General features: G+C 43.1%; 12 protein-coding genes. 11 read left to right on the top strand and 1 reads right to left on the bottom strand.

Going from position 1 to position 15,939, the window contains the following annotated elements; all coding sequences use genetic code 11:
• Nucleotides 1-208: 208 nt before the first annotated feature.
• The 3 genes from fadI to sixA all read left to right on the top strand — a co-directional run bounded on the left by fadI (nt 209) and on the right by sixA (nt 4,555).
• Nucleotides 209-1,528, top strand: a complete 1,320-nt coding sequence (gene fadI, locus M0M83_RS12735) for an acetyl-CoA C-acyltransferase FadI (protein ID WP_125891353.1) — start codon at nt 209-211, stop codon at nt 1,526-1,528.
• Nucleotides 1,528-3,717: a fatty acid oxidation complex subunit alpha FadJ gene (gene fadJ / locus M0M83_RS12730; protein ID WP_248466678.1), complete on the top strand. Its 2,190-nt coding sequence runs from the start codon at nt 1,528-1,530 to the stop codon at nt 3,715-3,717. The genes fadI and fadJ overlap by 1 nt, the downstream gene beginning before the upstream one ends.
• 355 nt (nt 3,718-4,072) lie before the next feature.
• Nucleotides 4,073-4,555, top strand: a complete 483-nt coding sequence (sixA, locus tag M0M83_RS12725; RefSeq protein WP_213913204.1) for a phosphohistidine phosphatase SixA — start codon at nt 4,073-4,075, stop codon at nt 4,553-4,555.
• Between the two features lie 18 nt (nt 4,556-4,573).
• Here the strand turns inward: sixA and smrB are convergent, their stop codons facing one another.
• Nucleotides 4,574-5,116, bottom strand: coding sequence for an endonuclease SmrB (smrB, locus tag M0M83_RS12720; protein ID WP_125891350.1), 543 nt, complete (start codon nt 5,114-5,116; stop codon nt 4,574-4,576).
• A gap of 223 nt (nt 5,117-5,339) precedes the next feature.
• Between smrB and hutI the strand changes: the two genes are divergently transcribed.
• From hutI to M0M83_RS12680, 8 genes are all read left to right on the top strand, one after another.
• Complete coding sequence (gene hutI / locus M0M83_RS12715; protein ID WP_248466677.1) at nt 5,340-6,611, top strand: imidazolonepropionase; 1,272 nt, start codon at nt 5,340-5,342, stop codon at nt 6,609-6,611.
• A 229-nt stretch (nt 6,612-6,840) separates the two neighbouring features.
• Entirely contained in the window at nt 6,841-7,578 is a 738-nt protein-coding gene (hutC, locus tag M0M83_RS12710; RefSeq protein WP_248466676.1) for a histidine utilization repressor, read from the top strand.
• 322 nt (nt 7,579-7,900) lie between these two features.
• A complete protein-coding gene (gene hutU / locus M0M83_RS12705; protein ID WP_125891347.1) occupies nt 7,901-9,580 on the top strand; it encodes a urocanate hydratase in 1,680 nt (559 codons plus the stop codon).
• Nucleotides 9,581-9,592: 12 nt separating this feature from the next.
• The gene (gene hutH / locus M0M83_RS12700; protein ID WP_125891346.1) at nt 9,593-11,125 is read left to right on the top strand and encodes a histidine ammonia-lyase; all 1,533 of its coding nucleotides are present in this window, start codon (nt 9,593-9,595) and stop codon (nt 11,123-11,125) included.
• An 89-nt stretch (nt 11,126-11,214) separates the two neighbouring features.
• Complete coding sequence (locus M0M83_RS12695; protein WP_213913207.1) at nt 11,215-12,606, top strand: amino acid permease; 1,392 nt, start codon at nt 11,215-11,217, stop codon at nt 12,604-12,606.
• A gap of 211 nt (nt 12,607-12,817) precedes the next feature.
• Nucleotides 12,818-13,750 carry a 50S ribosomal protein L3 N(5)-glutamine methyltransferase gene (prmB, locus tag M0M83_RS12690; protein WP_125891344.1) on the top strand — a complete coding sequence of 311 codons (933 nt, stop codon included), beginning with the start codon at nt 12,818-12,820 and terminating at the stop codon, nt 13,748-13,750.
• Between the two features lie 115 nt (nt 13,751-13,865).
• Entirely contained in the window at nt 13,866-14,954 is a 1,089-nt protein-coding gene (gene aroC / locus M0M83_RS12685) for a chorismate synthase (RefSeq protein WP_125891343.1), read from the top strand.
• A gap of 176 nt (nt 14,955-15,130) precedes the next feature.
• Nucleotides 15,131-15,934, top strand: a complete 804-nt coding sequence (locus M0M83_RS12680; protein WP_004912371.1) for a TSUP family transporter — start codon at nt 15,131-15,133, stop codon at nt 15,932-15,934.
• The last annotated feature ends 5 nt before the right edge of the window (nt 15,935-15,939 follow it).

Raw genomic sequence — 15,939 nt, 5'->3', positions numbered from 1 at the left:
GATAAAAGGCTTCCTTTATTCCTCTCTGTTTTCTTCTGCGATAATTTGCTGGGTTTTTACTCTAAGTTGCGTACCTGCTCGCATTTTTTATTAATACTCATTGATAATTGTGAAATTTATGTTAACAATCACTACAGGTCAGACCTCTTTGTCCGCTTAGTGAGTTAGTTAACTATAATTTTCATTTTTGCTTTTAGCAGGAGCGACCATGAATCAACATCTCAACCATGGTGAAAATACAGATAAAACAAATGAAAGGATCGCCATTGTCAGTGGTCTACGCTTGCCTTTTGCAAAGCAATCTACGGCATACGCAGGAATCCCAGCCGTCGATCTCGGTAAAGCCGTAGTTGCTGAATTATTAGCCCGTAATGATTTAGATAGAAACCTGATTGAGCAACTGGTATTTGGGCAAGTGGTACAAATGCCTGAAGCACCGAATATTGCGCGGGAAATTGTTCTTGGAACAGGGATGAGTGTCTCAACGGATGCTTATAGTGTATCCCGAGCTTGCGCCACCAGCTTTCAAGCAATTGTTAACGTTGCTCAAAGTATGAAGGTTGGCGATATTTCTATCGGTATTGCTGGCGGAGCTGATTCATCCTCTGTGCTTCCAATTGGCGTATCAAAAAAATTGGCAGAGACATTATTAGCATTAAGCAAAGCAAAGTCTGTTGGGCAAAAATTATCACTGTTAGCGAAATTACGCTTGAAAGATTTAGCGCCTGTTGCTCCCGGGGTTGCGGAATACTCTACGGGGCTGCGTATGGGAGATACTGCGGAGCAAATGGCGAAAAGTTATCAAATTAGCCGAGCTCAGCAAGATGAGCTTGCTCATCGCTCGCATATGTTAGCGACCAAAGCGTGGGAAAATGGTGCGTTAAATGATGAAGTTATGACCGCGTATATGCCCCCCTTTAAGCAAGCCTTTTCCCAAGATAACAATGTGCGTACAAACTCAGTATTATCATCCTATGCGAAATTAAAACCGGCCTTTGACCGTAAGCACGGTAGTGTGACCGCGGCGAACAGCACGCCGTTGACGGATGGTGCCGCAGCAGTATTGATGATGACCGAGTCTCGAGCAAAATCGCTGGGTTATACGCCGTTAGGTTATATTCGAAGCTATGCGTTTTCAGCGATAGACGTATGGGAAGATATGCTTTTAGGGCCTTCTTATGCTACCCCGCTTGCGTTGAAACGAGCAGGGTTATCGCTGCAAGATTTATCCCTGATTGATATGCATGAAGCTTTTGCAGCGCAAACGCTCGCTAATTTACACATGTTTGGTAGCCGTAAATTCGCTCAAGAAAAATTGGGAATGGATAACGCGATTGGCGAAGTGGATATGGATAAATTTAATGTCTTAGGGGGCTCTATCGCTTACGGGCACCCATTTGCAGCCACAGGCGCACGAATGGTGACACAAACCCTAAATGAATTGCGCAGACGGGGTGGTGGTTTTGGTTTAACAACAGCTTGTGCTGCGGGTGGTTTAGGTGCAGCTATGATCTTAGAGGTGGAATAATGGCTCAAAATTCTGCTATAGAAGTTGCAAGAGAAAAAACACAACAGGCTTTCCGTTTAGAAATTTATGATGAAAACGTCGGGGTCATCTTCATTGATGTACCGAATGAAAAAGTGAATACATTAAAAGCGGAATTTGCGGAGCAATTCCTTGCCATTTTACAACAAGCGCAGTCTACCTCTGGTTTAAAAGGTTTAGTTATCACCTCAGGGAAAAAAGACAATTTTATTGCAGGCGCAGATATTAGCATGATAGCTGGCTGTGAAAGTAAAGCCCAAGCCAGTGAGTTGTCAAAAGCAGGCCACGTACTATTTGATAAAATCGATAATTACCCATTGCCGATTATTGCTGCAATACACGGCGCGTGTTTAGGCGGCGGGTTAGAGCTTGCCTTGGCATGTCATGCGCGGGTTTGTTCCCATGATGATAAAACGAAATTAGGCTTGCCCGAAGTACAGTTGGGGTTATTACCAGGTTCTGGGGGAACGCAGCGTTTACCTCGGTTGATTGGTATTCCACATGCATTGGATTTAATGCTGACAGGCCGCCAGTTAAAAGCAAAACAGGCGCTGAAAATAGGGTTGGTTGATGATGTCGTTCCTCAGCCTATTTTACTCGACGTTGCAGTGAAGATGGTGAAAAAAGGGGGCGTTCAGCGTCCCGCTATCCATTGGCAACAGCGTTTATTAAGCAGTAAATTATTACGTAATAAAGTATTCGATAGTGCAAAGCAAAAAGCGCTCAGCAAAACCAAAGGCCATTATCCAGCCCCCGAAAAAATTATTCATGTTGTGAAAACAGGTATGAATAAAGGTTTACAAGCAGGTTACGCAGAAGAAGCGAAAGCCTTCGGTGAACTCGTGATGACACCAGAGTCTGCCGCATTACGTAATTTATTTTTTGCGGTCACTGCGTTAAAAAATGAAACAGGGGCGCAAGCCGCACCCTTGAAAATTAATCAAGTTGGTGTGCTTGGCGGCGGGTTGATGGGGGGTGGAATTGCTTATGTCACCGCTTTTCAAGGTAAATTGCCGGTTCGTATTAAAGATATTTCAGATAAAGGTGTCACCCAAGCTTTGCGTTATAGCTGGGATCTACTGACTCAGCGAGTTATCAAGCGGCGGTTATTAGCCCGAGAACGTGCCGCTATTATGGCTAAGGTATCAGGCACATTGAGTTATCAAGGGCTTGAAAACGCAGATATTGTTATTGAAGCCGTGTTTGAAGATTTGGCTCTAAAACAAAAAATGGTTGCTGAAGTTGAACAGATGTCGAAACAACAAGCCATTTTTGCTTCTAATACATCATCTTTACCTATTCACCAAATTGCAGAGAATGCGACTCACCCGGAAAAAGTCATTGGTCTACACTATTTTAGTCCAGTCGATAAAATGCCGTTGGTTGAAGTCATCCCTCACCAACAAACAGACGAAACAACGATTGCAACCGTTGTTGCTTTAGCAAAACGTCAAGGTAAAACAGCCATTGTCGTAGGGGATGATGCCGGTTTTTATGTAAATCGCATTTTAGCACCTTTCTTGTGTGAAGCTGCCCAATGCCTTGTTGAAGGCGAGTCAATAGAGCACATTGATCGCGCTTTAGTTGAATTTGGTTTCCCTGTCGGGCCATTTAATCTATTAGACGAAGTCGGTATTGATGTAGGAACTAAAATTTTACCGATTTTAGTTGAGCGTTTTGGTGAGCGTTTCAAAGCCCCTGATATTCTCGATAAAGTCGTTAAAGATGGCCGTAAAGGTAAGAAAAACGGCAAAGGTTTTTATGAATATGGTCATCACACTAATAAGTTGTGGTTTTGGAAAAAAGCCAGTAAACGTCAAGTCGATAAAACCATTTATTCACTGATTGGCGTAGTTCCCAACAATACATTGACTAAAGCGGATATTGCACAGCGCTGCGTCATGATGATGCTTAACGAAGCGGCCCGTTGCCTTGATGAAAAGATTATTAAAAGTGCACGTGATGGGGATGTAGGGGCGGTATTTGGTATCGGATTCCCGCCATTCTTTGGTGGTCCGTTTCGGTATATGGATAGCTTGGGGATTACTAAGACTGTAGATACGCTACGCAACTTAGCAATGCAATACGGCGATAAATTTAAGCCTTGCGAGTTATTGTGTGATATGGCTGAGAGTAATCAAACATTTTTCCCTGATCATATGGAAGAATAAGAGCAAGTAAAAAGCGAGAGAGTAGGTCATTGAAATGGTAGCGGTTTAACCGTCAATTCAATGGCCTAATGCCTGATACTGAACCTGTTTTTAGTATTAGGTTTCTCTGAACGTGCAGAGCGATTATCCACGATAATAAATTGCCTGTATTAACTTTATGATATTAAAAAAATAAATCTGTTTTTTGTCATGTCTGCCGATAAAACATAGACAAAAATCCACTCAAATCATTTTCTTTATTGAACATTTCATGCAGAATCACCTTTCACCCCAACTGATGGTTACTTTTACAACAATTATCTTAACAACAAAAGAATAGCCACCTTAATCAGGTAGGTTACTCAGATGGTGGATTATGCAAGTTTACATTATGCGTCACGGTGATGCAGCGATACAAGCGCCTAGCGATGCTGAGCGCCCATTGACTCAAAAGGGAAAAGACGACTCAGTATTAATGGCTCAATGGTTACAGAACCAAGGTATTAAGATTGATTCGGTGTTAGTGAGTCCCTATCTAAGAGCCGAACAAACTAGGCAGGTTGTGAGTCAACACCTTGATTTACCAGCAAAGTCGGAAGTTTTAAGGCAATTAACGCCAGGTGGGAATGCCGCATTTGTGGCTGATCATATTCGAGACCTTGCTGTGCTAGGCGCTAATGCGATATTAGTTGTATCTCATTTACCGCTGGTAGGGTATTTAGTGTCGGAGCTATGTCCACATAAAGAACCTCCGATGTTCACCACATCAACAGTGGCATGTGTTGATATTGACGTGGCTCATCAGAAAAGTCATTTAGAATGGATGTTGAGTCCATCACAACTATTATTTGCAAAATAATACAGAACGGATGAGCGCTTAACGGCGAGCGCTCTCTGCAGTTTCAATGAGTAGTAATAAGGCTGCATTCCCCCCCCATTCTTTAGGTGCTTGGTGAAAAGCAATAATATCAGGGTGTTGGGCTAACCATAATGGTGTTTGTTGCTTTAAAACATGTTTACCATGGCCGTGCATAATGCAGGCGCAATAGACATTTTCACGCTTACATGCCGCAATGAGCGCACCAATTTCTTGTTTTGCTTCCATTTGTGTTAAGCCATGTAAATCTAAAAATAATTCGGGAACATAGTCACCCCGACGAAGTTTTTTTAATTCATAAGGGTTAGCGTCGGGCCTCAAATAACGCGTTGGGCCTTCATGTTCAAGTTGAGGTTGAAATTCATCTGAAAAATAAAAAGAGGCGTCAACCTGTTCTTGCATGACTTTTTTATTTGATGGTTGTGTCACCTTGGTGCGAACAGGTGCGTGCAGGACTTGGTCCTGGTGGATCTTTTTTGCTCCACTAATGGCTTCTTTGAAAAGACGGATCTCTTCATCTTCTAGACCAAATTTTTTTTTCATAATGTTAATCGTGTATTTTTGTGATCAATTTTTCTGGTTGGTAGTGTAACTCATTTTTGGTGAATGGTGATAATCGCAGATTGTTCGCGCTAAGTAACATATTTATAACCTTTTTGCAGGTAAGCATTGACAAAAGGGGACTTGCTAGTCTAATTGTATATACATATCTATACTATTTATGAATCAATGAGTAAAACTCAGTTCAATAACAATAGGAAAAACGATGGTATTCAAAACACACTCGCAGGATGTTGTTTGGCGTAATGGCCGTATTGCCACTATGGATCCAGAACTGCCTGCCCCTTATGGACTTATTAATCACCATGATTTAGTCGTTCGTGATAATAAAATAGTTGCAATTGTTCCTACTCAGGAAATTGAATTAAATGACTGCCAGGTTATTGATGTAAAAGGTAAATTAATAACCCCAGGATTAATCGATTGCCATACACATCTCGTTTTTGGTGGTGACCGCGCTTCTGAATGGGAACAGCGAATGAATGGGGTTTCTTATGAAACCATCAGCGTTCAAGGTGGTGGAATTAATTCTACAGTGCGAGAAACACGTAAGATGAGCGAGAACGAATTATTTGAGCGGGCAAAACCAAGGCTCGAAGCATTAATTCGAGAAGGGGTGACAAGCATTGAAATGAAATCGGGCTATGGTCTCGACTATGAAAATGAAGAAAAACAATTGCAAGTCGCAAAACGGTTATCTGCACAATATCCTATTTCAGTCAGTTCAACATTACTCTCCGCTCACACAGTACCCGTTGAATATAAAGATAAGCCTGATGACTACATTGATTTGATTTGTCAAAAAATTATGCCTGAACTATGGGAAAAAGGCTTGTTTGAGGCAGTCGATGTTTTCTGTGAAAGCGTGGGGTTTTCCCTCGCCCAAAGCGAAAAATTATTTTCAGCAGCTCAGAAATTAGGCATTCCTGTGAAAGGGCATATGGAGCAGTTATCAAATTTAGGTGGGAGCGAATTAGTTGCTCGATACAAAGGTTTATCGGTTGACCACATTGAATATCTAGATTTAGAAGGGGTTAAAGCACTTAAAGCGAGCGGAACCGTTGCAGTCTTACTACCGGGGGCATTTTATTTTTTAAGGGAAACCAAGTTGCCGCCTATTGAATTATTGCGGGAATACAATGTCCCTATGGCGGTTTCAACAGATTTTAACCCAGGCACCAGTCCCTTTGCTTCATTGCGTATTATTATGAATATGGGTGCTGTCTTATTCAAGCTGACACCTGAAGAGGTATGGGCTGGCGTGACACGTCACGCAGCGAAAGCGTTAGGCCGTGAAAATAGCCATGGGCAGTTAAAAACGGGCTTTGTTGCTGATTTTATTGTGTGGGATGCGCAAGAGCCAGTCGAAATGATTTATGAGCAAGGGAGCAACCCATTGCTCATCAGAGTCCATGAAGGCAACATTACCCATCGAAACGGTGATATGTGTGACCCATCAGTTTATCCACAGAAATAACAATAATTGATAGCAGTGAATGAGGATGTTTGCTGCTATATACCTTAAATGTTTTCTGTTTGTTTTTATTGAAATAGCATCGTTTAATTATGTAAATGCTCACTAATTAAGCATGATGTTTTTATTCGCGACTGTCAGGATAAAAAATGTCCGATAGCACCCAGGTCGTGTTGTATGCTATTTAATAAATAGCATATTAATACTTAAGATTTTAATCATTAAATTGGAAATGACTGTGACAGCCGATAAAAAGGATAAACAAGGGGCACCGCTCCCACTGTATTTGCAAGTAAAACAATCGATAATTCAAAAGATCCATACCGCAGAGTGGCAGGCAAATGACCGGATTCCATCTGAGGCTGAGTTAGTCACGCAGTTTCAATGTAGTCGAATGACGGCAAACCGAGCACTACGTGAATTAACTGCAGAAGGGTTGTTGGTTCGTTTGCAGGGGGTAGGGACGTTTGTGGCTGAGCCAAAAGGTCAATCTGCACTATTTGAAATTCACAGTATTGAAGCGGAAATACTGGCAAGAAACCACAAATATAGTTGCCGGATAATTAAACTCGAAGAAATACAAGCATCACCCGCACTCGCAAATGAGTTAAATATCAGGCCGGATACGGTAGTGTTCCACTCTATTATTGTTCATTTAGAGAATGATATTCCTGTTCAAATTGAAGACAGATATGTCAATGCGTTAGCAGCGCCTGATTATTTACAGCAAAATTTTTTATCGATCACACCCCATGATTATTTGTCTCAAGTAGCTCCTTTAACACAAGGGGAGCATATTGTTGAGGCTGTAGAAGCTGATGAGCGTTCAGCAAGGTTATTGCAAATAACCACCGGCGCATCTTGTTTGCTAATTACAAGGCGTACTTGGTCCCAGTCTTTCACGGTGACAAGTACCAAGCTATTGTTTCCTGGCCACCGCTATAAGCTTAAAGGTAGTTTCACGTCATAAGTTATTTCACCACGTAAATATATGGGCGGAATGATATACAACCTATTTTCCGCTTATCGTATCGAGCTATTCTCTTCCATACCCATTTGGTGTGAATTTATTGTAAATTAAATGTGACTTGGTAGGCATATTTAGAATAAAGAAAACACACCAAAATATCAATCTTGTTTTTTATCTAATTGTTTTATCTAAACAAAAATATCTTTATGTCACATTTTTTTAATCTTTATGTTAAAAGATTGATTGATCCTACATGTATATACAACTATATCTATAAGAACAGTAAAAGGTCGTTAATGGACAGATAAAAGAGGGTATACAAGTGACAGGACTGAATAATAAATATCGAAATATCGAAATTAGGGCGCCGCGGGGGAGCACATTAAGTGCCAAAAGTTGGCTCACTGAAGCCCCATTACGTATGTTAATGAATAACCTTGACCCGGATGTTGCAGAAAACCCTCATGAATTAGTGGTCTATGGTGGCATTGGGCGTGCGGCACGGAATTGGCAATGTTATGACCAAATTGTTGAGTCCCTGAAACAGCTCGAGAGCGATGAAACACTGTTGGTTCAGTCAGGTAAGCCTGTCGGCGTTTTTAAAACCCATGAAAATGCTCCGCGTGTTTTAATCGCCAACTCAAATATAGTGCCACATTGGGCAAACTGGGAACATTTTAATGAGTTGGATGCGAAAGGCCTCGCCATGTATGGGCAAATGACCGCAGGTAGCTGGATTTACATCGGCAGCCAAGGCATTGTGCAAGGAACCTATGAAACCTTTGTTGAAGCCGCTCGTCAGCACTTTAACGGTGATTTAACCGGGCGCTGGGTACTTACCGCAGGTTTAGGTGGTATGGGAGGGGCGCAACCTCTTGCTGCGACACTGGCGGGTGCGTGTTCTTTGAATATTGAATGTCAACAAAGCCGCATCGACTTCCGCTTAAGAACCCATTATGTGGATGAACAAGCGACCGACCTTGATGATGCGTTAGCGCGCCTTAAAAAATACACATCGGAAGGAAAAGCCATTTCTATCGCACTGTGTGCGAATGCCGCTGAAGTTCTTCCTGAGCTTGTCAAACGTGGTGTAAAACCGGATATGGTGACCGATCAGACAAGTGCTCATGACCCATTGAATGGTTATTTGCCAATTGGGATGAGCTGGGAAGAGTACCGTGAACGCAGTGTACAAGACCCGCAAGCCACCGCGTTAGCGGCAAAAAAATCCATGGCGGAACACGTTAAAGCGATGCTGGCATTCAAACAGCAAGGGATCCCCACCTTTGATTATGGGAACAATATTCGCCAAATGGCATTGGAAATGGGCGTCGAAAATGCGTTTGATTTCCCCGGTTTCGTACCGGCTTATATCCGTCCGCTATTTTGCCGTGGTGTTGGCCCATTCCGTTGGGTCGCGTTATCAGGGGATCCTGAAGATATCTATAAAACGGATGCAAAAGTAAAAGAACTGCTACCGGATGATAAGCACTTGCACCGCTGGTTGGATATGGCGCGTGAGCGGATCAGCTTTCAAGGTTTGCCAGCGCGTATCTGTTGGGTCGGGCTTGGGGATCGCGCTAAATTAGGTTTAGCATTCAATGAGATGGTCAGAAGCGGCGAGGTTTCGGCTCCAATTGTTATCGGCCGTGACCACCTAGACTCAGGTTCAGTAGCAAGCCCAAATCGAGAAACAGAATCTATGAAAGATGGCTCTGATGCTGTTTCAGACTGGCCGTTACTCAATGCGTTATTAAATACAGCCAGTGGTGCGACGTGGGTGTCTTTACATCACGGTGGTGGCGTAGGCATGGGCTTCTCTCAGCACTCAGGGGTAGTGATTGTGTGTGATGGAACGGATGAAGCTGCAGAGCGTATTGCTCGAGTATTGCACAATGACCCGGCAACTGGTGTCATGCGCCATGCTGATGCGGGCTATGACATCGCGATTGCCTGTGCGCAAGAAAAAAATCTTAATTTACCAATGATTAAAACACGTTAAGGAGTGCCATTAATGACTAAGTTAACTATTCACCCAGGAAAAATGACACTCGAAGACTTACGCGTTGTTTTCCAGCAAGCAGTAACTGTCTCTTTAGACAAAAAAGCGCATACGGCGATTGAAAAAAGTGTCGCGACAGTAAATAAAATTATTGAGGAAGATAGAACCGCTTATGGTATCAATACGGGGTTTGGTTTACTTGCCAATACCCGCATCGCGACTAAAGATTTGCAATCATTACAACGCTCTATTGTGATGTCTCACGCAGCGGGTGTTGGCGAGCCGTTAGATGATGACCTCGTGCGTTTAATCATGGTGCTCAAAATTAATAGTTTGGCTCGCGGTTTCTCTGGTATTCGCCTTGAAGTCATTAATGCCCTGATTGCATTAGTGAATGCGCAAGTTTATCCATTTATACCGGCTAAGGGCTCAGTGGGGGCTTCTGGCGACTTAGCGCCATTAGCGCATATGAGCTTGATTTTATTAGGTGAGGGTAAAGCACGCGTTGAAGGTAAATGGATTTCAGCGAAAAAAGCCCTTGAAAAGGCTGGGTTAAAGCCCCTGAAATTAGAAGCGAAAGAAGGCTTGGCATTATTAAATGGGACGCAAACTTCCACCGCTTTTGCACTAAAAGGGTTATTTGAAGCAGAAAAATTGCTGCTATCTGGCATTGTCTGTGGAGCGCTGAGTGTTGAAGCCACACTGGGCTCTCGTAAACCGTTCGATGCACGCGTGCAAGAAGTTCGAGGGCAAAAAGGGCAAATTGATGTTGCGGCGATGTTCCGTGATATTTTATCACCGACGAGTGAATTGGCGAAGTCCCATGAGAACTGTGTGAAAGTGCAAGATCCGTATTCATTACGTTGCCAACCACAAGTCATGGGGGCTTGTTTAACTCAAATTCGTCAAGCAGCTGAAGTGATATTAATTGAATCCAATGCGGTGTCAGATAACCCATTAGTCTTTACTGATAATGGCGATATTATTTCGGGCGGTAATTTCCATGCAGAGCCTGTTGCGATGGCGGCAGATAATATTGCGCTTGCGTTAGCGGAAATTGGTGCGTTATCCGAACGTCGCATTGCATTATTGATGGATACCCACATGTCGCAGTTGCCACCGTTCTTAGTGAATAATGGGGGCGTGAACTCAGGTTTTATGATAGCCCAAGTGACGGCCGCTGCATTAGCCAGTGAAAACAAAGCATTAGCCCATCCTTCAAGTGTCGATAGCCTACCAACGTCGGCTAACCAAGAAGACCATGTTTCGATGGCACCTGCAGCGGGGCGTCGATTATGGGAGATGGCAAAGAATGTCACGGGTATTTTAGCCATTGAATGGCTTTCTGCGTGTCAGGGTATGGATTTCCGTGAAGGTTTGAAGTCGAGTGAAACCTTGGAAAAAGCACGTAAAACATTACGTGATCAAGTGACTTACTATGATAAAGACCGTTATTTTGCCCCTGATATTGAAGCGGCAATTAATTTAATTAACCAATATAAACTGTCTGCGCTCTTCAAGGCTGGCGCAGTCTTCCCTAACTAATATATCAAGCAAATAAAAGGTGGCCGGCAATGTACTGGCCGCCTGAAGTATTTATCTGCACGACAATAAAATAATACGAAGGATAAATCATGCAAAGCACATCACAACTTGCGCGAGGGCTTTCTGCGCGCCACATTCGATTTATGGCTTTAGGTTCTGCGATTGGTACAGGTTTGTTTTATGGTTCAGCGAAAGCAATAGAAACCGCGGGTCCCGCGGTATTGCTCGCCTATATTATCGGCGGTGCCGCAGTGTTTATGGTTATGAGAGCACTGGGTGAAATGGCGGTTCATCGACCACTTGCGGGGTCGTTCTCACAGTATGCCAGCCATTATTTAGGGCCGAGAGCCGGTTTTTTTGCGGGTTGGACCTATGTTTTTGAAATGCTTATTGTTTGCTTGGCGGACGTGACGGCATTTGGTGTTTATATGAAGCTGTGGTTTCCAGAGGTTGCACAGTGGATCTGGGTGTTAAGCATTATTTTCTTTATTGGTGCGATAAACCTATGTCACGTGAAAACCTTCGGTGAAATGGAGTTTTGGCTGTCAATCATTAAAGTTATTGCGATTATTGCAATGATTGTCGGTGGTGCCGCCATTATGATGTTTGGTTTTGGCCAAGCTGCAGACCATGCGGTTGGGGTATCAAACTTATTTATTCACGATGGGTTTATGCCAAATGGTATTGGTGGGGTGATTGCATCCTTTGCGGTGGTGATGTTTGCGTTCGGGGGAATTGAAGTTATTGGTATTACCGCGAGTGAAGCGAAAAACCCTGAAACCACGATCCCAAGAGCGATTAATGCGGTGCCAATTCGTATCTTATTGTTCTATGTCCTGACGTTATTTGTCTTGATGTGTATTTATCCATGGAACCAAATTGGGCAGCAAGGTAGTCCATTTGTGCAGATCTTCGATAGCTTAGGTATTCAATCTGCAGCGAATATCTTAAATATTGTGGTGATCACAGCAGCAATTTCGGCAATTAACAGCGATATCTTTGGTGCAGGGCGTATGATGTATGGCATGGCACATGAAGGACAAGCACCAAAAGCCTTTACCAAGCTGACAAAAAACGGCGTGCCTTGGATGACGGTATTAGTGATGGTCGCGGTATTACTGGTGGGCGTAGTATTGAACTATGTCATTCCTGACGATGTGTTTGTGGTGATTGCGTCAATTGCGACGTTCGCGACGATTTGGGTATGGTTGATGATTTTACTGTCACAGTTTGCAATGCGCAAAAAAATGTCGCCAGAAGAAATTAGCCAATTAAAATTCCCTGTACCGATGTGGCCTGTCGCTCCTATTTTAGCCATTGCATTTATGGTGTTTGTTTTTGGTGTCTTGGGGTATTTTGAATCAACACGAATTGCACTCTATGTAGGCATTGTTTGGTTAGTATTACTGACTATCGCCTACGCACTTTGGGTAAAAAAACCTGTGAAAGAGGCGGAAATCGTACTGCAAAACGAAAGCTAATATTGTTGCTTCTTTGCTGAACTTGTTATTTTCCTCACGCCCTTTAGCTAAATAAAGGGCGTTTTTACGTCAAAACATGCATTAATAAGCGCGATGAGCCGATCCCCTTGGCAAATTTTATTACATTAATCTGCTGATTTGTCTTTCACTTCGTGGCAAACTTTAGTTATTCATATATTCCCTTTCAAAATACAGGCTGGAGAACCCCTTCTTGGAAAAGATTTTCGTTGATGAAGCCGTTGCAGAACTTCATACCATTCAAGATATTTTACGTTGGACGATGAGCCGCTTTAATGCAGCCAATGTGTACTATGGCCACGGTACAGATAACCCATGGGATGAGGCGCTACAATTGGTGTTACCAACACTTTACCTGCCTCTAGACCTGCCCGATGAGCTGTTAACCTCACGCCTAACGCCAACGGAACGCCACCGCATTATTGAGCGTGTTTTGCGCCGTATTAATGAGCGTATTCCAGTCGCATACCTGACTAATCGCTCATGGTTCTGTGGCCATGAGTTTTATGTTGATGAGCGCGTGCTTATCCCACGTTCGCCAATTGGTGAATTAATCAATAACCATTTTGTTGGCTTAGTGGCGGATGAACCACAAACCATTCTTGATTTATGTACAGGAAGTGGTTGTATTGCGATTGCTTGTGCGTATGAATTCCCTGATGCAGAAGTCGATGCGGTTGATATTTCAAGTGATGTGCTAAGCGTTGCTGAGCAGAATATCGCCAATCATGGTTTGGAGCATCGAGTGATCCCTATCCGTTCGGATTTATTCAGGGAAATGCCAGAGGTTAAATACGATTTAATTGTCACTAATCCTCCGTATGTGGATGCGGAAGATATGGACGATTTACCAGAAGAATTCCGTGTTGAGCCTGAGCTAGCACTAGCCGCTGGAAGTGATGGTTTGAAACTGGTGCGTCGTATCTTAGCCAATGCACCGCGTTTTCTGACAGAAGAAGGCGTGTTAGTGTGCGAAGTGGGTAACAGTATGGTTCATCTGATTGAACAATATCCTGAAATTCCATTTATTTGGTTAGACTTTGAATACGGTGGTGACGGGGTGTTTATGTTAACGCGTGAACAACTTGTCGAGCACCACGCACATTTTGAGCTTTATATCGATTAATCAACAGTTGCGTGATGTTTCAAGATCATGTAATCAATAATAACGACACAACGATATAATAATTAACAACCAAAATTCTTAGTAAAACAAGAATGGCTTAGAATAGGAAACTCCGATGGCAGGAAATTCAATTGGGCAACTTTTCCGCGTAACCACATTTGGTGAGTCACACGGGGTTGCATTAGGTTGCATCGTCGATGGGGTTCCCCCAGGCTTAGCACTGACAGAAGCAGATTTACAAAAAGATTTAGACCGTCGTCGTCCAGGAACATCGCGTTATACGACAGCGCGTCGGGAGCCTGACCAAGTCAAAATCTTATCTGGTGTGTTTAATGGTGTTACTACGGGCACCAGTATTGGGTTATTAATCGAAAACACCGATCAACGCTCGCAGGATTATGGCGCGATTAAAGATGTATTTAGGCCCGGCCATGCGGATTACACTTACGAACAAAAATATGGCCAGCGTGATTACCGTGGTGGTGGTCGTTCATCAGCACGTGAAACAGCCATGCGCGTTGCAGCAGGTGCGATTGCGAAAAAATATTTACAAGAAAAGCTCGGTGTGCAAATTCATGGTTGTTTAACGCAAATGGGGTCAGTCGCTTGTGAAATTAAAGACTGGTCAATTGTCGAAGAAAACCCATTTTTCTGTCCCGATCCAAGCAAGTTAGACGCACTTGACGAATTATTGCGTGGTTTAAAGAAAGAAGGTGATTCGATTGGTGCTAAAATTACCGTCGTTGCAGAGCATGTCCCTGCGGGCTTAGGTGAGCCGGTATTTGACCGTTTAGATGCCGATCTCGCTCATGCGTTAATGAGTATTAATGCTGTGAAAGGGGTGGAAATTGGTGATGGTTTCGGGGTTATTGCGCTTAAAGGTAGTGAAAATCGTGATGAAATTACCCGTAATGGTTTCACCTCAAACCATGCAGGCGGCATTTTAGGTGGTATTAGCAGCAGCCAGCCGATTATTGCGCATATTGCGTTAAAACCGACATCCAGTATTACCGTTTCAGGTAAAACATTAAACCGTGATGGTGAAGAAGTTGAAATGATCACCAAAGGGCGTCATGACCCTTGTGTAGGCATTCGCGCGGTACCAATTGCAGAAGCGATGATGGCGATTGTCCTGATGGACCACTATTTACGTCATCGAGGCCAATGTGCGGATGTGACACCAGTAATGGAACCGTTTGAGTAACTGTTTTTACTGTGTTTATGTAGTGACAACTGAGCGGCCTATAAGGTCGCTTTGTTAATGATGAAGGTTCGGATGAAGCCTCCTAAAAATACCTCATCTAGGTTGTGATATTACCAAATCTGATTGGCGATATATTCACATCAACATCATGATATTTCTTCTTTTTGGATAGTAAAATGGATTGGCTAACTGCCGTTGCACCTGAAGTTTATGCTTTACTCTTCTTTGTTGCGCTGTTTGCAGGGTTTATTGACTCTATCGCTGGTGGCGGGGGGCTATTAACGATCCCTGCCCTGTTATCTGTAGGAATAACGCCTGTTGAAGCTTTAGCGACCAATAAATTGCAAGCGGTTGGCGGTTCGTTCTCTTCAACACTCTATTTCGTCAGGCGTAAAGCAATAGATTTACGAGAACAACTGTTTCCGTTCATTATGACGATGATTGGCGCCATGTTGGGTGCGATTGTCATTCAAATGATTGACACTGCGTTCTTAAAACAACTGTTGCCTATTTTGGTGATTTGTGTCGGTTTATACTTTTTATTAACGCCATCAATTGGTGTGCAAGACCGCCAACAACGTATTAGTATGCCATTTTTCGGGGTGGCAATTGGGATGACTCTGGGTTTTTATGATGGAGCATTTGGTCCCGGAACCGGTTCATTTTTAGCGTTAGGTTATGTTTTGTTGCTTGGCTATAACCTTGCCAAAGCCACTGCACATGCGAAGTTACTTAATTTTGCCTCTAATTTCGGCTCTTTAGTGTTTTTTATTATCGGGGGTCATGTTCTTTGGGCATTAGGTTTTGTTATGCTAATTGGCCAAATGGTTGGCGCTCGCTTAGGTGCGCGTTTGGTATTAACCAAAGGACAGAAACTGATCAGGCCGATGATCGTGGTGATTTCGTTGCTGATGAGTATTAAATTACTCCATGATAGCCATGGTGACGTGATTAAAGCTTGGTTTCTCTCATTATTTTAAGATGA

It is taken from the genome of Providencia rettgeri (genome assembly GCF_023205015.1).
Taxonomy (GTDB): domain Bacteria; phylum Pseudomonadota; class Gammaproteobacteria; order Enterobacterales; family Enterobacteriaceae; genus Providencia; species Providencia rettgeri_E.
This window is presented reverse-complemented; position numbering and strand designations above follow the sequence as displayed.